Genomic DNA, 20,879 nt, shown 5'->3' on the forward strand with positions numbered 1-20,879 from the left:
ATATTACGATGAAATCCTTCTTAGCTTTATTATTTGTTTTGATAATTTCTTTTTCAGCCCAAAGTCAGGATTTGTTGGGGCAGTTAGAAAATCAACAATCCCATGTGTCCAAGCCGGTTACTGCCATGTTCAAAGGAACAAGAATTTTCAATGGGCAGTCTATTGAATTAAGAGGTCAGGGGAACCTAGACGTGATTATTTCCCATCGTTTTGGAAGGCTGAATTCGGGAGGATATAACTTTTTTGGTTTGGATGATTCCAATGTAAGACTCGGCCTCGAATATGCGGTTTTGGATAGACTAACCTTAGGGTTTGGAAGAAATTCAGTCAATAAGGTTTACGACGGATTTGTAAAAGGAAAATTATTGGAGCAGAAAACAATTGGATCACCACTTTCGATAGTTTGGATGAGTGACATGTCTATTTATACTTTGAAAAGGCCTGAATTGAATATGACTTTTCAAAGACGGCTTCGCTATGTCCATCAAGTGCTGTTGGCCCGCAAATTTTCCCCCGGGCTTTCTTTGCAACTGATGCCTAGTTTGGTTCACCATAACCTAGTAGAGAGTGAGTCTGATCCAAACAATCTTGCAGCTTTGGGATTGGGAGGGAGAGTGGCTCTTTCAAAAAGAGTGAGCTTAACTGGAGAGTATTACTATCGATTTGGCAAAGATCTATCTGGGCATAATTCACTAGGAATTGGGGTGGACATAGAGACCGGAGGACATGTCTTTCAATTGCATTTTACCAATTCAAATGAGATGACACCTTCAGGATTTATTCCTTCTACCCAAGGAAATTTCTTTGATGGAGATATTCATTTTGGATTTAATATAGTCCGTTCCTTTACATTGAAACACGATTATTGAGGGGAAGGAAATGGTTTTTTTAATGATTTTATATCAATGTTCAAATTTTTTCAAACTCGGATAGGGGTATCGGTTCTTTCATCTGTCATAAAGATGAAAACGAACCAATACTATGAAAACTATTCACAAAATCACTACTGTCCTGATGCTGCTTCTTTCCCAATTTGCTTGGGCCCAACAAGAGGGAGAGAAGCAGGAAGAGGCCAAGGAGTTTCATGTGGAATTCAAGCCTTTTACCAAGCCGGGTGCTGATACCACTTTTGCTCCATTTCAGATTTCATTTTTTCCTTACCTGGGAACCAATGGAATCAATTCCGGAAATGTAGTCAATGGAGTTTCTTTGAATGTTTTAGGCGGTTATTCTGCCGGTACCGAATCCTTCGAAGCTGCCGGCATGTTCAATATCAACCGTGGAGACATGAATGGAGTCCAATTGGCCGGGCTTTTCAATCAAGTCAGAGGTAGAGTGGATGGAGTTCAAATGGCAGGTCTGTTTAATTCAAATCTAGATTCTGTTAAAGGAGTTCAACTTGCGGGATTGACCAATTTTACTACTGGAAAAGTCGATGGTGTACAAATCTCAGGATTGGCGAATTTCTCACCGAAGTCTGTCAAAGGAGTTCAGCTTGCTGGCTTATTGAATTTCTCAGCCCAAGATTTGGAAGGGTCACAGATATCTGGTGGGCTAAACTTTACTGCCAAAGAAGTAAAAGGATCACAAGTCGGGCTTTTTAACTTCGGAGGTAAGGTGAAAGGCTTTCAATTGGGACTTTTCAATTATGCGGATAGCATGAGTGGAGTGCCTGTAGGTCTGATTAGCTTTGTCAGGTCAGGCTATCACACACTCGAAGTGAGTTCCAATGAAGTGCTTCCTTTCAATCTGGCTTTCAGAAGTGGTAAAAGGGAATTTTATACCATGCTTTTCGCCGGTATGAGACCGGAAATCAATAAGGATGTCGTTTGGGCATTTGGATATGGGGTAGGTTCCTCTCCTCGAATTACGGACCACTTTTTTTTGAATATTGAAGCGAGTTCCGAACAGCTCAATCAGGGAAATGTCTTGGCACTGAACCTGATCAATAAGCTCTATTTCGGAGCTGAATTCCAAGTAGCCAAAAAGTTCGCAATCTTCGCAGGGCCTACCCTCAACTTCAGAGTCTACGATGATTCCTATGAATTTCATCCTGAGTTATTCCAGTATACACAGACTAAAATTCGCAACCAGCGATATTATCCAGAAGATGTAGCCAGTCAGATGTGGTGGGGATTCCGAGCAGGATTCCGATTCTTCTAAAATTTTCTAATCATTTTATCTAAACCAACAAATTATGAGACTTTTTCTAAGCCTCCTGGGATTGCTATATTTTATTCATATCCCAAATGTGGATTCTCAACAGCTCAATCAGACCATTCGTGGTCAAATTGTTGACCAGATTTCCAAGTCACCTTTGATAGGAGCCTCTGTTTCTGTTTTGGGTTTTGAGCCAGCAAAAGGCGCTGTAACAGACCTAGATGGCTACTTTACTATTTCTGAAGTTCCGCTCGGAACTTACGCCTTGAGAGTGAGTTATATAGGGTATTCGGATCGGTTGCTTCCGGAAATCCAAGTCAATTCCGGAAAGGAGACAGTTTTGCAAGTCGCTTTAGAAGAAAGCATTTCTGAAATTCAGGAATTTGTGGTGACTGCAAGTGAAAAAGATAGAACTATCAATGAAATGATTGGTGTAAGTGGGAGGACATTTTCAGTGGAAGAAACCAGAAAGTATGCTGCAGCAATCAATGATCCTGCAAGAATGGCGAGCTCATTTTCTGGCGTAGTGAGTACTGATGATGGGAATAACAATATATCAATTCGTGGGAATAGCCCGAATGGATTGTTGTGGAGAATGGAAGGTATCGATATACCCAATCCCAATCATTTTGCTTTTCCCGGCTCGGCTGGGGGAGGGATTTCAATTCTGAGTAGCCAATTACTAGACAATTCAGATTTTATTACCGGAGCCTTTCCTGCTGAATATGGAAATGCCTTGGGAGGTGTATTTGATTTAAATCTTCGGAAAGGGAATAACCAAAAACGCGAGTACACGATCCAGGCTGGATTTTTGGGGACAGATGTAGCATTGGAAGGTCCTTTCTCCAAAAATTACCGAGGATCCTATTTGGTGAATTATAGGTATTCTACACTTTCTCTTTTGGGGAAAATCGGAGTTCCTTTAGGTGATTATGTGACCAATTTTCAGGATTTGTCATTTAATTTTTATCTACCGACCGGTAAAAAGAGTAGTGTTTCGGTTTTTGGATTTGGAGGTAAAAGTGACCAAAATAAGGATGCTGAATTAGATGCTTCTGAATGGGAGTTTGAAGAGGATCGATACAATACCAATTTCTTTTCAAATACAGGTGCAGTTGGAGTCAAATACAATTTGAGTGTGAACTCCAAGCATTTTCTCCAGGCCACTGTTTTGGCTTCAGGTACTGAATTGGGGGATGCCTATGATTTTGTGGATGATGAGTATATTCCCGAAGAGCGCTTTTATCAAAGACTGTCCAATTCCAAAATCACTTGGAATATGGTACTGAACTCCAAGCTTTCTTCCAGAGCAAGTTTGAGGAGTGGTTTTTACTTTAATCAACTTTCCTACAACCAGTATAATCGTGCTTATGACCAGGATTTGGGGCAGATTGTCAAACACGTTGATTCCAAAGGAAATTCTCAAAGTGTTCAGGCTTTTTCACAACTCAATTACAAAGCCTCAGAACGCCTTTCTCTAAATATGGGCTTACATTACCTTCAATTTATGCTGAATAATTCCAATTCCTTGGAGCCGAGATTCAGTGCAAATTATCAGTTGGATGAAAAGCAAAGGCTAAGCTTTGGGTATGGTTTACATAGTCAGGTGCAAACTTTGGGGACTTATTTTGCTGAGGAAGAGGTGGATAGGGATATTACTTTGCCCAACAAAGACTTAGGCTTAAGCAAATCACACCATTTAGTTCTGGGTTATGATAGATCCCTCAATCCCTATTTGAGATTTAAGGTAGAGACCTATTATCAGCATCTGTATCAAATCCCAATCAAGGAAGGTGAAACTGAAACCTACTCCATTTTGAATCAACAATGGACCTTGATGACTGACCCTTTGGTGAATAAAGGTTTTGGGAAGAACTATGGGCTTGAAGTGACTTTGGAGCAGTTTACCAATAAAGGAATGTACTTTTTGTTTACGGGGTCAATCTATAACTCTTTGTATAAGACCGAGCAAAATGTTTGGCGGGATACCCGTTACAATGGGAATTACAACTTCACCTTTACCGGAGGAAAAGAGTTTCAATGGAAAAACAACCGAGTGTTCGGGGTGAATGTTAGAATGAACTATGGTGGTGGACAGAGGATTACACCAATTGATTTAGAAGCTTCAATTGAAAAAGGGGAGACTATTTATCAAGAAAACCATGCCTATGAAGTACAAAACCCAGCATATTTCAGAACTGATCTTCGCGTGAGTCTAAAAAAGAATAAGCCAAAATCAACTCGAACTTGGTCTTTGGATCTTCAGAATGCAACCAATCGAAAGAATGTTTATGGGACCTATTTTGAACCCATGTCCAATGAGATCGAAACGGTTTATTTGACTCCTTTGATTCCGGTGCTAAACTATCGAATTGAGTTTTGAGTCATTTTGAGAAATATATCCAACTGAATATTCCCAAGGGTAGTTTGATCAATAGAGGGAATACGGAAACGCTTGATTCAGAGTAGTTAGATTGCCGAAGTGGAATAGGATGTTTTGAATTTGGAATCAAATGAGAAAAGGCCAGAGAAATTAATCTCTGGCCTTTATACCTTATAAAGAGATAGGATTTAGGACAATATCTTCTTCGCCATTTCACGATATTTATTCAAATCCGGAAGGGGAATGAATTCGAGTTTAGCCTCCTCATCCCATGTTCTCATTTTTAAAGAAGCTTCAAAAAGCGGATCATTTTCAAATTCTTTGGCTTCATCCTCATTCATAGGACCTCCTTGGTAGCCTAAGGTCTTCACACTTGCTTCAGAGAGTTTTTCAAAATACTCAGGATACTTGTAGGTGAGGTATCTTTTCGCCTGAACATGATTCTCAACCAGTTTGGCGATTTTTTCAGAAAAGCCGAGTTTTCTAAGGTAGGCAGCCCCTATTTGTTCATGCCTTTTTGCCCCATATCCTCCCATAGATTCACTGTCACCCAAGTGGGCAAAAAGATGGCCTATATCATGAAAAAATGCGGCAAGAATAACCTCATCATCAAAGCCCTCTTTCTCTGCCAACTGTGCTGACTGCGACATATGTTCGATCTGTGATACAGGTTCTCCTATATAATCTTCTTCGCCATACTTTTCATATAGGTCAAAAATCAAATCTAGCTTCTGCTCAATGCTTAGGTTTTCTAAATCTTTCATTTGTGTAAAGTTTACAAATACTAAATTCTTTGATTGCTTCTAAAAACTCAAAAATGTCAGGTTAAGCTTTCTTGAAGATTTGTAAATCAAAGCGACCTGCTAATATGAACTTAAAATTAACAAAAATATCCTGATATAATTTTCACAAAACACATGTTTAATAGAATCATAATCCGTAAATTTTAAATCCAGCTAAACAGATGTTTAATTTTGCTAAACAGTAATTGAGTTGGTTTTGCTCGATTGGGAGGGATGATTACTTCGGTATGATTCCCTTTTTTTCGAGCAGGCGAGGATCGATTGCTGAAAGCATTTCTGATAATTCGAATGTTTCTTAAACAAATGAATTCTAATTTTTTGAAGAATAAACTGCAAAAAGCCTCTTCCTTTCAAATGAGCCTTTTTGCTGCTTTGATGGCTTTTTTGGTTTATTCTAGTATGTATGCATTCCGAAAGCCATTTGCGGTAGCGACCTTTTCAAATGAGTCATTTTTGGGATTAGATTATAAAGTTTGGCTCATTTTTGCTCAGACTTTGGGCTACATGGCCAGTAAGTTTTACGGAATCAAAAAAATCTCAGAGCTCAAAGAACAGGGAAGGGCTAGATTGATAGTTTCTTTGATAGGTATTTCTGCTTTGGGATTATTGGGTTTTGCGTTGGTTAAAGGTCCATTGGGGATTCTCTTTTTTGTATTAAATGGATTTCCTCTTGGCTTGATCTGGGGGATTGTATTTCATTTCCTAGAAGGAAGAAGGTACACCGAAATGATGGGAGCTGTATTGGCTGCAAGTTTTGTGTTTTCGTCAGGTTTTGTGAAATCGGTAGGGCAGTATCTGCTTCAAAATTGGGAAGTATCTGAATATTGGATGCCTTTTTTAACAGGAATGGTGTTTTTTCCACTGTTGGGAATAAGTGTATGGATGCTGAATCAAGTTCCGGCACCTACCGAAGAAGATAAAGCAATGAGAAGCTCAAGACCTCCAATGGAAGGAAAGGATAGGTCGAGTCTTTGGAAGGAATTTAAGCCGGGGATTATTTTGATGATTCTGGTCTATATGATGTTGACGGGATTGAGGGATTTGAGAGATAATTTTGTGGTAGAGATTTGGCAAGGGTTGAATATCACTGCAGATCCAGGGTTGCTTTCCCAAACAGAAATTCCCATCACACTTTTGATGCTTGGATTGATGTCCTTATTGGTTTTGGTAAAAAATAATAAGAAGGCCTTTTTCTTAAACCACTGGATCATCATCTCAGGATTTTCAATTTCAATCTTGGCTACCTTGGCCTTACAATCAGGCATTCTTCCTCCTTTTGCATGGATGGTATTGGTCGGAGCAGGGGTGTATATGGCTTACATACCTTTCAATTGCCTCTTGTTTGATCGGATGATTGCCACATTCAAATCTGTGGGAAACGTTGGTTTTTTAATGTATTTGATAGACAGCTTTGGCTATTTGGGCTCATCGATAATATTGTTTGCAAAACAAATGGGCGGGCTAGAGCAAGTCAGCTGGTTGAATTTTTACACTGAATCAGTTTTAGTCTTTTTGACAATCTCTCTGGTGTTGATGGCTGGCTCATTTATGTATTTCCAAAGAAAATTGAAGAGAAAGGAGAGTTCAGTAATGACTGAATTTTCGTTAATAAATTAATTGAACCTAAAATCCGGGTGAGGACTACCATATTTGAATTTGGCGGACATCTCAATTTTATTCTCTGTCAAAGAATTCTTTTGTAGTTTTCCTGCTAAAACCCAAAATAATTTAAATGGAACAGGAAGTAATAGTTCAGATTAGCAATAAGCTGAAACATATTAGAAAGGAAAAAAGCCTGACCTTGCAAGAGGTAGCCGATAGAGCTGGTGTGACAAAAGGTTTGATTTCTCAAATAGAAAATGGGAGAACCATCCCATCACTTTTGGTCTTGATCCAGATTATTAAGGCTCTCGAGGAGGATCTGGATGAATTTTTTAGGGAATTGAGTTTGCATACCAATCAAGCTCCCATTTTGATCCAAAGAAAGGAGAATTACGAGCGTTTCGAAAAAGAAACAGCAAGTGGTTATATATACCATCGAATCTTTACTAAGAAAGTAAAAGAAAGTACCGTAGATATAGTTTTATTAGATGTTGAACCAGGCTCCGATAGAGAGTTTGCCGAAACAGAAGCCTTTGAATATAAATATATAATAAAGGGGGATGTTAACTATGTTTTTCCTGATGAAACTATCCAGTTAAACGAAGGAGATTCTATGCTTTTTGATGGTAGGATACCACATAAGCCATTTAACCCTGGAGATGAAACCTGTAAAATGCTGGTAGTTTATTTTTTCGAAGGAAAATCATGAAATCAAATTGAAAAGTTTGAAATCGAGTTCTAATTTTTACCAAGTTCTCAAAAAATATTTGTGTCAAACTTAAAAAATGGTTACAAATCCAACCTAGAAATTGTTTGATCTCGGTAAGTAAATCCTCCATTTTTATAGCTTTAATGCCTTGATTATAAGTTGTATTGTCAAAAAGAAGTTGCTTAGTATGCTTTTATGTTAATAGTTTGGAATAATATTTTTCCCTAGGTCAAAATGAAAGAGTTTCATGTGATAAATATTACTTAAGAGGATTGTTTTGATAGGTGAATGCTAATTTTTTTAAAATCTTCTGACGTATATGAAAATAATTGGTTGAAAATTTTTTTTTGAAATAAAAATCACTCTACATTTGAGCCCATGTTCAAAAATCTGTTTTTCAGAATTTTTACTTCTTGGCTTTGCCTAACTGTCGGAGTGACATTGTTCACTTCCGCTCAGGCTATGTCAAGTTCTGAAGATGCAGTGGAAAGTATTGATGTTCTTCATCCACATTCGCTTGAACATGCCCTCTTGGATTATCATTCTTCAGATCTTGTCCAATCCCATGTAAAAACTTACTACACACCCCAGCAAGACACTTTTTGGGAAGTAGAAGAAGAGAAGGAAAGGGACTTTATCACGATTAAGAGACTTCCTGTTGATTTTGTGTCCATCACTATTGATTGGATTTCAGAATTATGGGGAGATTTAATGCCAAAGTCAAAGAGCTATTTTGACTTGCCGGTATTCTTAAATTACTCAACACCGCTTTACATCCTAAAGCAAGTTTTTATCATTTAGGCTTTTTTGCTGATTCTCGCATGCAAGGGGAGGAGTATACCCTCTTGTCACCCATTATTTATTAGAATTTCAGCCCAATAACCTATTGGCGAATCGATTGGTATTCGTCATTCCTAATCCCTGAGTTTAGAAAAATTTAAATCCGATTATGAGGAAAATCATCATTCTCGCAGGCTATGCCGTGGTATTTGCATTGGCTAGCTGTGGAGCAAAACACGAACAAGTAGAACACGAATCAACCTACCTTGTTACAAATCCTGTTGAAAAGGATACGATCGTATACGAAGAATACGTCAGTCAAATTCACTCAATTCAACACATCGAGTTAAGAGCCTTGGAGAGAGGTTACCTTCAAAATGTATTTGTAGATGAAGGTCAACATGTCAAAAAGGGTCAGCTCATGTTTAGAATTATGCCTTTGATCTATGAGGCAGAAATGCAAAAAGCAAAAGCTGAAGCAAGCTTTGCAGAAATTGAATATTTGAACACAAAAAGTCTAGCGGATAGCAATATCGTGTCTTCCAATGAGTTGGCACTCGCAAAAGCTCAGTTGGACAAAGCAAACGCAGAATTATCATTGGCTCAAGCGCATTTGGGCTTTACCGAAATCAGAGCACCTTTTGATGGTATTATGGGTAGGTTCCATGTACGATTGGGAAGTTTGTTGGATGAAGGCGAGCTATTGGCGACCCTTTCTGACAACTCAGATATGTGGGTTTATTTCAATGTTCCTGAAGCACAGTATCTGGACTTCGTTTCTACTACCTCTCTGGATAGCCTTCCGGAAGTTTACCTTCATATGGCCAATCAAAAACCATTTGATACTCCAGGTATTATCACCACAATCGAATCTGATTTCAATAATGAAACAGGTAACATCGCATTTAGAGCAACTTTCCCAAATAAAAAAGGAATCCTAAGACATGGGGAAACAGGGAATATTCAATTGCCTGTCCACTTCCCAGGAGCTCTATTGATTCCTCAAAAAGCAACATTCGAAGTTTTGGATAAGAAATTCGTATTCGTTGTTACTGAGGAGGGAGTATTAGAATCAAGAGAAATTACAATTGCGGCTGAATTGCCTCACTTATATCTAGTTAGCTCTGGATTGGATACAAATGATAAAATCTTGATCGAAGGTCTTCGAAAAGTTGTCAATGGACAGAAAATTGAATTCGAAGTAGTTGGTCACGATGAAGTGATGAGTGAACTAAACGGCTTACATGCTGAATAAGGTCAACCTTTAAATCACAGTAAGATGTTTAAGAAATTCATACAACGGCCAGTATTGGCCATAGCTATCTCATTAGCTATCGTATTTCTGGGATTTCTGGCGATCAATACCCGTCCAGTTTCTCAGTTTCCGCAGATCGCACCTCCCCGCGTCAATATCTTTATTGCCTTCCCGGGTTCCAGTGCCGATGTTTTGGTGAAATCAACATTGATTCCTTTGGAGCGTGCCATCAATGGTGTGCAGGGAATGCAATACATTATTTCTGATGCTACCAGTGCCGGTGAAGCTACAATCCAGATCATTTTTGAACCTGGTACTGATCCGAACGCAGCTGTTGTAAACGTAAAGACTAGGGTCGATCAGGTCATGAATAACCTGCCTCCATTGGTACAGAGAGAAGGGGTAATTATCACTCCGATCCAGCCAAGTATGTTAATGTATGTGAACTTGTTCAGTAAGGATAAAAATGCAGATGAGAAGTTCTTGTACAACTATGCGAAGGTGAATATTCTTCCTGAGCTACAGCGTATTAGTGGTATGGGTAGAGCTCAGATTCTGGGTAGTAGACAGTACGCAATGCGTGTTTGGTTGAAGCCAGATCGAATGAGAGCTTACAATATTTCTACTGAAGAAGTATTGAGTGCGATCGATGAGCAAAGTGTGATTGGTAGACCTGGACGTTTGGGACAAGCATCTGGTAAAACTGCCCAATCTCTAGAATATGTATTGACGTATCAGGGTCGATTTAATAAGCCAGAAGAATATGAGAATATCATTATCAAAGCGAATGCTGAAGGTGAGATTCTAAAATTGAAGGATATCGCAGAGGTTGAATTGGGTAGTGAATTCTTTGATATCTATTCCAACAAAGACGGTTACCCTGCTGCTTCCATGGTGTTGAAGCAGAACTTTGGTTCCAATGCGAGTAAAGTAATTGAGGATGTGAAAGCTAAGCTTAAAGAAATGGAGCCTACTTTCCCTCCGGGTATGAGTTATGAGATCAACTATGACGTTTCCAAGTTTGTGGATGCATCTATTGATAAAGTACTTCATACTTTGTTTGAAGCGTTCGTCTTGGTGGCTTTGGTGGTATTCCTATTCTTGGGAGACTGGAGATCCACTTTGATTCCGGCCATTGCGGTTCCGGTATCCTTGATTGGGGCCTTTGTCTTCATGCAGATATTTGGACTTACGATCAACCTGATCACTCTCTTCGCTCTAGTATTGGCGATTGGTATTGTGGTCGATGATGCGATTGTGGTAGTGGAAGCAGTTCACGCAAAAATGCATGACAAACACTTATCTCCTTACAAAGCAGTAAAAGAAGTATTGGGTGAAATTTCTGGTGCAATTATCGCGATTACCTTGATTATGACCGCAGTATTCGTTCCGGTAGCCTTTATGACTGGACCGGTTGGGGTATTCTATCGTCAATTCTCTATTACAATGGCTAGTTCCATTGTACTATCCGGTGTGGTTGCCTTGACTTTGACTCCAGTGCTTTGTGCTATGATTTTGAAAAACAACCATGGTAAAGAGAGAAAGAAATCCCCAATAGATAAATTCCTTGACTGGTTCAACGACAAGTTCGAAAGACTGACAGGGAAATATACCGGTCTATTGAAATTGATCGTGAATAGAAGAGTAGTTACTTGGGCTATTTTGGGTGCCTTTGCTTTCGGTATCGTTGCGGTGAATGAAACACTTCCTACAGGATTTATCCCGAATGAAGATCAAGGTATGATCTACGCGATCATTCAGACACCTCCGGGATCTACCTTGGAAAGAACCAATGAAGTTTCCAGACAATTGCAGGCTATTGCAGAAGAGGTTGATGGGATTCAATCTGTTTCTTCCTTGGCTGGATATGAAATCTTGACCGAAGGTCGTGGTTCCAACGCCGGTACCTGTTTGATCAACTTGAAAGATTGGTCAGATCGTGAGCATTCTGTTCATGAAATCATTGAAGAGTTGGAAGAAAAAACTCACAACTTGGGTGCAGTGATCGAATACTTTGAGCCACCAGCAGTACCTGGGTACGGTTCTTCTGATGGTTTCTCTTTGAGAATGATCGATAAAAACCCAACCATTGACTATCAAGAGTTTGATCAAGTGAATGCTGAGTTTATGACTGCTTTGAAGAAAAGACCTGAATTAGCTGGTCTGTTTACCTTCTTTGCTGCCAATTATCCTCAGTATGAATTGAAGATTGACAATGAGCTTGCGATGCAGAAAGGGGTTTCTATCGGGAAAGCAATGGAAAATCTAGACGTTTTGATCGGTTCTACTTATGAGCAAGGTTTCATACGTTTCGGTAACTTCTTCAAAGTATATACTCAGGCTGCTCCTGAATACAGAAAACTTCCTAGCGATGTATTGAATCTGTTCATTAAGAATGAAGAGGGTGAGATGGTTCCTTATTCTTCATTTATGAAAATGGAGAAAACGCAAGGACCGAATGAGATCACTCGTTTCAACTTGTATACATCTTCATCAATCAAAGGGGTTCCTGCACCAGGTTTTACTTCAGGGGATGCTATCAAAGCAATTCAAGAAGTGGCTGCGGCTACTTTGCCAAATGGATATGATATCGCCTGGGAAGGTCTTTCCTATGATGAAGCAAGAAGAGGGAATGAGGCGATATACATCTTCGTGGTTGTATTGATCTTCGTTTATCTGGTATTGGCAGCACAGTATGAAAGTTTCATTATTCCATTGGCGGTAGTTACTTCATTGCCTGCGGGGGTATTTGGATCCTTCTTACTGCTGAAAGTCATGGGCTTGGCCAATGATATTTATGCCCAGATCGGTTTGATCATGTTGGTCGGTCTATTGGGTAAAAACGCCGTATTGATTGTGGAATTTGCGGTGCAAAAGCATCAGGAAGGATTGAGTATTCTTGATTCCGCGATCGAAGGTGCAAAGGTACGTTTCAGACCTATTTTGATGACATCATTTGCCTTCATTGCCGGTTTGATTCCATTGGTAATCGCCACTGGACCTGGTGCAATTGGTAACAGAACTATCGGTTCATCCGCATTGGGAGGTATGTTGTTCGGTACCGTCTTCGGGGTAATTATTGTCCCTGGATTGTACTACATATTTGCCACGATTGCAGATGGAAGAAAGATGATCAAGGATGAAGATTTTGCACCTCTAACAGAAGAACGCCATGCTTAAGAAACATATATTTCAAGGTGTCGGAGCCCTGTTGGTTGCGGCCACACTTTACTCTTGTGCACCTACTCAAGCTCTTAAAAAGGAAAACCGTGAGGTCCCAGATGCTTTTCTGGGATCCACGGATACTACTAACTCCGCTCAAATCGTTTGGTCTGATTTCTTCAATGACCCGAATTTGAAGGCATTGATTGATACAGCTTTGGTAAGAAACCAGGAGTTGAATCAGGTGATGCAAGAAGTAATTATCACTTCAACAGAAATTCAGGCTAGAAAAGGAGAATACCTTCCTTTTGTAAATATTCAGGCAGGTGCCGGAATGGATAAAGTAGGAAGATATACACGTAATGGCGTAGTTGAGCATAGCCATGAAATTACCGAAGGAAAAGAATTCCCTGAGCCATTAGGGGATTTGATGTTCGGAGCTGTTGCTTCTTGGGAACTTGACGTTTGGAAAAAGTTGAGAAACTCCAAGAAAGCAGCTGTGATGAATTACCTGTCCACTGTGGAGGGCAAGAATTTCATGACAACCAAATTAGTCGCTGAAATCGCCAATTCATACTTTGAGCTAATGGCTTTGGATAATCAATTAGATATTCTAAACCAGAATATTGAAATCCAAAAGAATGCATTAAAGGTGGTGAAAATGCAAAAGCAAGCCGCAAAGGTTACCGAATTGGCGGTTAAGCGATTTGAAGCGGAAGTAGCTAAAAACCAAAGTAGAATTTATGAAGTTCGTCAGCAAATCACCGAAACTGAGAATGGCATCAATTTCTTGTTGGGTAGATATCCTCAACCAATTGTAAGAAGTTCTGCAGCATTTCCTGATTTGATGCCTCAAATGTTGAAAGAAGGTATTCCTTCTCAACTTTTAGCTAACAGACCAGATATACGCCAGGCTGAAATGGGCTTAGAAGCTGCTAAGCTGGATATCCAAGTTGCAAAGGCTGAGTTTTATCCTTCTTTTAGAATTGTCGGTGGAATTGGGTACAATGCATTCAATGCCAAGTATTTGTTGACTACACCAGAATCATTGATTTTCAATTTGGCTGGTGATATGGTAGCACCATTAGTCAACAGAAATGCAATCAAGGCTAACTATCAAGCTGCAAATGCCAAGCAAGTAGCTGCTGTTTATGAGTATGAAAAGACCATTTTGAACGGCTATGTAGAAGTAGCGAATCAGTTGGCCAAAATTGAAAACCTTCAGCAGAGTTTTGCCCTGAAATCTCAACAGGTACAAGCCTTGACAGAATCTATTACTATTTCCAATAACTTGTTTAGTTCTGCTCGTGCAGATTACATGGAAGTTTTGCTTACTCAAAGAGAAGCATTGGAATCTAGAATGGAGTTGATCGAAACCAAGATGCAGCAGATGAATGCCATGGTCAACATGTACCAGGCACTTGGTGGTGGATGGAATTAAGTAGTTGAAAGTAAAGTAAATAAGGTTAGATGTTTGTTACATCCTAATTGAGTGATGATTGACTCGTTTTTTCGGAAACCATTCTGCAGCGTTGCGGGATGGTTTTTTTTGAATTCAAAAAAGAAAACCTCCATTCATCTTCTGAATGGAGGTTTTTACTTTTGGTAATAAAGTATTAAGGGAACAAAAAGTGTTGGAAAAAATCCCTTAATGATGGTCTAGAAAAAATTGATGAGAAAAGCTGCTTAATCACCCTATTTCAAAGGTACTTCCTCTTAATGAAAAAAAAATACCCTGTACTGGGTATTTTTTAGGGTAATTCATAAAAAGTTTTCCACAAAATGGTAGGAAAGCAATAAATAATAATACTTAAGCAAGATGCCTGTTTTTGGCTGTAGTTTAATTCAAGATGGATTTTTTCAGTTGATTTTTTTCTTTTACTACACTCTAGCTAATTTGTGTGCATGCTTCGCACCCTTCAGATTTTTTCAATATTAACCCTACTAATTATTGTTTGGGGTATCCCAAGAGGCTTTGATTTTTCAGATGAAGGGTTGTATGTGCTATTGGCTGATCCAAATCAACTCAATTCAAATGGACCGATTTTATATGACCTATTTTTAAAATTGGTTTACAAGATTTTCAGTATTCAATTTAATATTCAGGGATTAAGATGGATAAGGTTGATTGGGACTCTAAGCTCAGTTTTTGCCTTGTATTTATTTACAAATCAGCTCCGGAAAGAAAAAGCTAATTCAAGTTTGGTATGGGTAGTTTTTTTTGGCTTGATGTGTTCATATGCCTTTTTGCCTCCAAGTTTGTCATACAATACGCTTTTGTTGATTGGCACTTGTTGGTGGCTTTATTTTTTGTTTCAAAAAAAGTACTCACGTTTATTTCTGGCAGGAGTCAGTATAGCCTTATTGTGCTATGTAAAGTTGCCTTCAGCTATTCTACTTTTTTTCATTTCAATTCTTTTGATTTGGAGGGAAAACAGGTTGGGTAACCTATGGTTCCTATTGGGCTTGTTTGTGACTTTGTTTTGCTTTGAATTGATCTTTTATTTCCTCTTTGAGGATGGGTTTTTAAATAGAATAAACTATTTCCTCACCAATTCAATTGCCAGGCCCAGTTATAGTTTACTTGCATTGATTAAAAGTACTGTGGTTGGGATTTTTTGGATATTTCTATCTTTTATGACTTGCTATTCAAGTCGGAAAATTAGTATTGTCCAGCGAAGCGGACGAAACCTAATCTTTACTTTTGGGATTTTAGTTTTGGCAATTATTGGATGGTTTACCCACATTACCGATGAATGGAACCATCTAATTTTACTAGCTATATCTGCTGGGCTGGGTTGGGTCATGGCTGAAGTTGACTTGAAAAGGACTTCATCTCCTGATGTTTCAATCCTGATTACTTTAATGGTACTTCCATTCGTCCTTCATTTTGGAAGCAATGTGTATTGGCTCAGGCTAGGGATTCATTTTTTGGTTTTCTGGCTTTTGGCCTTATTTCTTATATGGGAAAATGGAAGGAAATTCATTGGATTTAGTATTGGGCCTTTAACATTTCTGCTCGTTTTAAATGGAATTTGGCTAAATCCATTTGAGCAGAAACCTTTATGGGAAGCCAAGTACGAATGGAAGTATGGTTCAAGTAATTCAATACTTTTAAATGAAGAGCAAGTTACTTTGTTGGAAAATCTTCGGGAATTCAGGGGAGCTACACAAAAAGATGAAGTTGCCTGTGCATATAGAAACCCAGGCATGGCCTATCTTGCTGGTATGAAAAATTGGGGGAAAATTGGCTTTTGGGAAAAGTCCGAATTGGAAATGATTATTCAATTAAAGGGATTTCCAAATGAATTGATTTATTGGGGAGAGGAAGCATTGCCGTTCGGTATGAAAGAAAAATACCAAACAGAAAATATTGGGTTTTATCAAGGTGAAAAAATTCAGTTTCTATGGAAATGAGATTGCCTTCGTGGAATCATCTTGTCTTAGCTTTAACGGTAATTGTATACCTATGTCTGTTTTTTCTAATTCCTTGGAGATTTCAGACAAACGATGATGTAATAATAATGTGGCTAGTTTCAGGTGCTTATACTGGAGTTTCTGAAACTTATGCAGTTTTCATTCATCCTTATTTAAGTTGGAGTCTTGCTCAGATTTATGATGCATATCCTCAGTTCAATTGGTATGGGCTTTCATGGTATATAACTATTTCAATTTCAGTTGTATTAGTACTAAATCGCATTCTAAGTGATATCGCTTCACCCAAATGGAAAGCATTTTGGGCATCGTTCATTTTTTTACTTGGATTTCATTTTTGTTTGTTTCCCCAGTTTACACTAGTAGCTGGTTTGGCTGGCTATTCAGGTATGTATTGCTTATCTGGTAATAGGAGAAATTATCTTGAAAAAGGAATTTCGATTATTCTTATAGTTACAGGGGTAATGATTAGATGGGAATCTGTTGCTTTAGTGATGATTGGTTGGGTTTGGAGTTCTTTTATTTTCTCCATTGATAATAGAAAAGTACTTTTTCAGAATCTATTGCTTGTTGTAGCCATATTTCTAACCCTTTTGGGGTTGAAATTAGATTATGAACAAAGATTTGTTGAGCAAGATTTTTTGGCTTTCAATAAAGCAAGGGCTGGAGTGATTGATCATCCCGTATTTGTTGAAAGTATCAGAAATGAAGAGATAAGTAGAGAAAGTGATTGGTTTTATTATGGGAGATGGATGTTTGAAGAACTCCCAATTGATATAGAAAGACTTAAATCAAAAAAGATTGAACTCGATAAACAATTGTACACCTGGAAAGAGTTGAAAAATGGTTTGCAGAGAATTATTAGAGTCCAATTGACAGAACTTTTCAAATCAATGATGATTTTGATTCTCTTTTTTGGTGTGATAAGAAGTTCATGGAAACTCGATAGAAAGCTCCTCTATTTGGTGGTTTGGCTGATTTTCTATTTGATTTTTAACCATTATAACCTCTTATTAGGGAGAGTTAATCTCCTGTTTTTTCTAGTTTTTTTGTTTCCCATCTTGAAAAAGCCAGAAACAGAAAAACCTTCAAAATTCATAATACCAAGTGTTTTAGTATTATGGACCTTTCTGGGTATACATGCTTTTAATTTTTGGAAAGAAGCTTTAGGAAGAGAGAAGATTAACAAGGAGTTTTATTTTTTATTTGAAAAGAAAGAAGAGAATTCACCTTTGTTTTTGGAAGGGTTTTTTGAATATAATTATATGGAATCATTCAATAAATTAGAGCCTGTGCCAGCTCTAACTTATGGCTGGATATCCAATAGCCCTTTTCAAAGAAAAGCATTTGAGCTTAGAGGTTTTGAAAATTTAAATGAATTAGAATCCTATAGTTTGATAGCTTTTCAGTTTCCTGAACCATTGGTATTTCCAGATTATATTCAGCGCTTAGGTTCAAAATATGAAGTCAAATCTGAGTTTGAATTAGAAAATTTGCGAATTCTCAATTTTTTAAAGGTGCGATGAATATCAATTGGGACATAAAAAAGTTACCCAAATCCTTTTGGTACTCTTTGTTTCTGATTTGTGGGATTAATGGATTATTGGGGTTTTGGATGATTTCAGGGAGAATATTTTCAGATTTTCCTGCCCATATCGATATCCTTAATTTCTATTTAGAGAATGAGAAATTCCCGTATCCCCCTTTATATTATGCGGCTTTTGGTTTTTTTGGTTGGGTATTACCAATTGAAAAAAGTTTTGAAATAGGATTGCTCATTATTGTGATTCTAGGTTGGGGTTGGAAGTATATTTTGACGTATAAATATTTCGATCAAAAAGGAAGGGTAGAAGCATTGCTTCCTTGGCTTCCGGTTGCATTTCTATTTTTATTTCCAGTCACTATACCATGGATTGAGAAAAGTTTTTTTTTGGGTAAATTTTCTCCAAATGTTTGGCATAATGGAAGTTCTGTCCTCATGTGGCCATTTTGTTTTTTACTTTTCACCAATACACTTGATTATTTAAAAGGAGAGAGTTCGAGTATTTGGGCAATAGTTATTTACTCAGTTATTATTTTATTGATCAAGCCTAGCTATTTGTTTGGATATGTTCCTGGCATTCTGACAGCATTGGCAATTGAGAAATATTCAACCAGAACATGGAGAGTTCTGATTGCTTACGTGACCTTTATTTTGTTATTATTATGGTTGAGTAAAATATTGATTTTTGAAGGAAGTGCCCCTTCAAGCATCTTTTATAATTTCAATTCAAAAGGTGGAGTGAGGATAGATCCCCTGGGGGTTTGGTTAGAGTTTTCAGAAAATTTAGGTTGGGATTTGTTAAGTAGCTTCCTTTTGCCAATGCTTATTATGGTTTTTTATTGGCAGAAATTGAAAACTCAAAAGGACTTTCAACTTTCAGCTTTTGTGTTCTTATTTTCTATGATTGTATTTTTTTCATACTCAGAAACTGGGCCTGGCTACTTGCATGGGAATTTTTATTGGCAAATACCAGTGGCGTTTTTTTTATTTTTATTAGTTATGATCAAGCATGTATTGGTGATTTGGAAAGATGAAGAAAAAAAGAGTCTGTCCAGATTTATAAAAAAGAATCTTGTTTGTATGGTCTTTTTTATTCAAGTCCTTTCTGGAATCTACTATTTATTCCATTTTAGTTATTCAGGATACTTTTTTTAAAAACGTTTCATGTTCTTTTGAAATATGTCAAATCACCTTAATTTGCTACTGAGTAATTTTTTTACTCATCCGAGGCTAGCTTCTATGGGAGTGAAAGGGCGAAGCTTTTAAATTACTGTTCTCCCAATTTTTAGATTTTTAAATCAACACCTTGTTAGAATCTCTCGTCACATCAAAAACCAGAGTTAAGCTTTTATTAAAATTCTTCTCTCATCAGAATTCGGGTTATCTACGCTCTTTAGCCAAAGATTTTGATGAATCTACAAATTCGGTAAGAGTTGAATTGAACCGGCTAACAGAAGCAGGTCTTCTCGTATCAGAAGAAGAGGGTAAAACAAAAGTGTATAAAGCCAATTCTCAGCACCCGTTTTTCACAGAAATCAAAAATATGGTTTCTAAATTTTTGGGTCTTGATGATCTGATGGAAAGAATTGTAAAACGAATGGGAGATGTAGAAAAAGCATATATCATTGGTGATTATGCAAATGGAATTGACTCTGGTACAGTTGAAATGATTTTAATAGGGAAAGATTTGGATACCCAATATTTGGAGTTCATCAAAAACAAGACATTCGAGAAAGTCAATAGAAAGGTACAGGTATCCATCTTAGAAGAAGACCCAGGTACAATTTCAGGTATTTTGGTTTTTGGTGCTTGAAATTGGGATATAGGGATAAACAATTTTAGAATCTAGTTTTTTATGGTTTTTCCGTTTTTATAGATGAAAAACATTCTAAATTCCTATGAATATTTGGCAAACAAGAAACCTCAAGTGGTTAATCATTAAAGCCAAATCTCACATGTTAAGTTAGAGTTATAAAAAGAAGATTTAGTTTTTCTTTTTGAGATAAAAGAGTACTTTAGGTTTTCTTTCATTCATGTTTTTTTCAATGAAGATGAATATTGTTTCAAAACGCTTTTTGCCAAATAATTTTTAAATGGATATGAAGGTTTCAGCAATAGTTCCAGTTTTTAATGCTATTGAAACCCTAGAAAGGGCAGTAGATTCGCTTCTGATTCAACCAGAAATCTCTGAGGTTATTTTAATAGATGATGGAAGTAGAGACGGCAGCCTCGAACTTTGTCAAAAATTGGCTCAAAAAAATTCTATAATATGCGTTTTTCAACATCCAAATGGTGAAAATAAAGGTGCACCTGCTTCAAGGAATTTAGGGTTAAAAAAGTCTAACTATCCTTGGATTCAATTCATGGATGCAGACGATGAATTACTTGCAGGGAAAATTGGCTCTCAATTGCAAAAAGCAAGCCCAGATGTTCCGTTTATTGTTGGGAAATTTGATAGTGAAGGCAAGGAAATTGCCATCTTCAAAGATGTCTGGGCAGGATTACTTGCTACACGTCTAGGAAATACCAGTTCAAATTTGTGGAATTCGCATTGGGTTCAAAAAGTTGGCGGTTGGGATGAGAGTTTATTGAATGTTCAGGAATACCATTTAATGTTTGAACTTCTTAAAATAAATGAAGATGTAAAATTTTCAGATCCTGTTTTGGTTCATAAATTTCCACAGAAAAACTCCATCACTAATTCAAAAAATAATCTTTTGAAAAAAAGAGATACTTATTTTCAATTTAGGAATAAGGTAAGGGAGTTTTTAAAAGAAAACGGGAAATATACATTTATCAGGAAGCATTATTACACTGTTTGTACTGGGAAAATGTTGAAATATCACAGACCAGATTTTAAGGTTCCTTTGAATAAATTTTATTTTTTAGTCTATAATAGACTCAAACTATCATAAATACCTTTGTTAGGTTCCTCTATTTAGGGAAAGCTAGGTTGAAATATGGAAGACTTTTACAAGGCTTCCTCCGGCAAAAAAAAATACTAAAATCATAATCCAAGTTGGCAACAACACAAGAATCTAAACACT

15 protein-coding genes are annotated in these 20,879 nt (G+C 37.5%); 14 read left to right on the forward strand and 1 reads right to left on the reverse strand.

Annotation, left to right across the window (positions count from 1 at the left end):
* Nucleotides 1–8: 8 nt before the first annotated feature.
* From BUF13_RS17635 to BUF13_RS17645, 3 genes are all read left to right on the forward strand, one after another.
* Nucleotides 9–869 carry a DUF5777 family beta-barrel protein gene (locus tag BUF13_RS17635; protein WP_073573178.1) on the forward strand — a complete coding sequence of 287 codons (861 nt, stop codon included), beginning with the start codon at nucleotides 9–11 and terminating at the stop codon, nucleotides 867–869.
* A gap of 112 nt (nucleotides 870–981) precedes the next feature.
* On the forward strand, nucleotides 982–2,163 hold the full coding sequence (locus BUF13_RS17640) for a hypothetical protein (RefSeq protein WP_073573128.1): 1,182 nt from the start codon (nucleotides 982–984) through the stop codon (nucleotides 2,161–2,163).
* Between the two features lie 34 nt (nucleotides 2,164–2,197).
* Complete coding sequence (locus BUF13_RS17645; RefSeq protein WP_073573129.1) at nucleotides 2,198–4,543, forward strand: TonB-dependent receptor; 2,346 nt, start codon at nucleotides 2,198–2,200, stop codon at nucleotides 4,541–4,543.
* 188 nt (nucleotides 4,544–4,731) lie between these two features.
* Here BUF13_RS17645 and BUF13_RS17650 read toward each other — a convergent pair whose 3' ends face one another.
* Nucleotides 4,732–5,307 (reverse strand): phosphonate degradation HD-domain oxygenase, encoded by a 576-nt coding sequence (locus BUF13_RS17650; RefSeq protein WP_073573130.1) that lies wholly within the window; start codon nucleotides 5,305–5,307, stop codon nucleotides 4,732–4,734.
* A gap of 342 nt (nucleotides 5,308–5,649) precedes the next feature.
* Between BUF13_RS17650 and BUF13_RS17655 the strand changes: the two genes are divergently transcribed.
* From BUF13_RS17655 to BUF13_RS17705, 11 genes are all read left to right on the forward strand, one after another.
* Entirely contained in the window at nucleotides 5,650–6,963 is a 1,314-nt protein-coding gene (locus BUF13_RS17655) for a DUF5690 family protein (RefSeq protein ID WP_073573131.1), read from the forward strand.
* 115 nt (nucleotides 6,964–7,078) lie between these two features.
* A complete protein-coding gene (locus BUF13_RS17660) occupies nucleotides 7,079–7,657 on the forward strand; it encodes a helix-turn-helix domain-containing protein (protein WP_073573132.1) in 579 nt (192 codons plus the stop codon).
* Nucleotides 7,658–8,035: 378 nt separating this feature from the next.
* Nucleotides 8,036–8,458, forward strand: a complete 423-nt coding sequence (locus tag BUF13_RS17665; protein WP_073573133.1) for a hypothetical protein — start codon at nucleotides 8,036–8,038, stop codon at nucleotides 8,456–8,458.
* Nucleotides 8,459–8,606: 148 nt separating this feature from the next.
* The gene (locus BUF13_RS17670; protein WP_073573134.1) at nucleotides 8,607–9,692 is read left to right on the forward strand and encodes an efflux RND transporter periplasmic adaptor subunit; all 1,086 of its coding nucleotides are present in this window, start codon (nucleotides 8,607–8,609) and stop codon (nucleotides 9,690–9,692) included.
* A gap of 24 nt (nucleotides 9,693–9,716) precedes the next feature.
* Entirely contained in the window at nucleotides 9,717–12,872 is a 3,156-nt protein-coding gene (locus tag BUF13_RS17675; protein ID WP_073573135.1) for an efflux RND transporter permease subunit, read from the forward strand.
* Complete coding sequence (locus BUF13_RS17680; RefSeq protein ID WP_073573136.1) at nucleotides 12,865–14,295, forward strand: TolC family protein; 1,431 nt, start codon at nucleotides 12,865–12,867, stop codon at nucleotides 14,293–14,295. The genes BUF13_RS17675 and BUF13_RS17680 overlap by 8 nt, the downstream gene beginning before the upstream one ends.
* 464 nt (nucleotides 14,296–14,759) lie before the next feature.
* Nucleotides 14,760–16,271: a hypothetical protein gene (locus BUF13_RS17685; protein ID WP_073573137.1), complete on the forward strand. Its 1,512-nt coding sequence runs from the start codon at nucleotides 14,760–14,762 to the stop codon at nucleotides 16,269–16,271.
* Between the two features lie 911 nt (nucleotides 16,272–17,182).
* Entirely contained in the window at nucleotides 17,183–17,815 is a 633-nt protein-coding gene (locus BUF13_RS20760; protein WP_139243100.1) for a hypothetical protein, read from the forward strand.
* 695 nt (nucleotides 17,816–18,510) lie between these two features.
* Nucleotides 18,511–18,987 carry a hypothetical protein gene (locus BUF13_RS20555; protein ID WP_134204547.1) on the forward strand — a complete coding sequence of 159 codons (477 nt, stop codon included), beginning with the start codon at nucleotides 18,511–18,513 and terminating at the stop codon, nucleotides 18,985–18,987.
* Between the two features lie 151 nt (nucleotides 18,988–19,138).
* A complete protein-coding gene (locus BUF13_RS17700; RefSeq protein ID WP_073573140.1) occupies nucleotides 19,139–19,645 on the forward strand; it encodes a winged helix-turn-helix domain-containing protein in 507 nt (168 codons plus the stop codon).
* Nucleotides 19,646–19,925: 280 nt separating this feature from the next.
* On the forward strand, nucleotides 19,926–20,747 hold the full coding sequence (locus BUF13_RS17705; RefSeq protein WP_073573141.1) for a glycosyltransferase family 2 protein: 822 nt from the start codon (nucleotides 19,926–19,928) through the stop codon (nucleotides 20,745–20,747).
* Nucleotides 20,748–20,879: the final 132 nt, after the last annotated feature.

Source organism: Algoriphagus zhangzhouensis, from assembly GCF_900148515.1.
In the GTDB taxonomy this organism is placed as follows: Bacteria; Bacteroidota; Bacteroidia; order Cytophagales; family Cyclobacteriaceae; genus Algoriphagus; species Algoriphagus zhangzhouensis.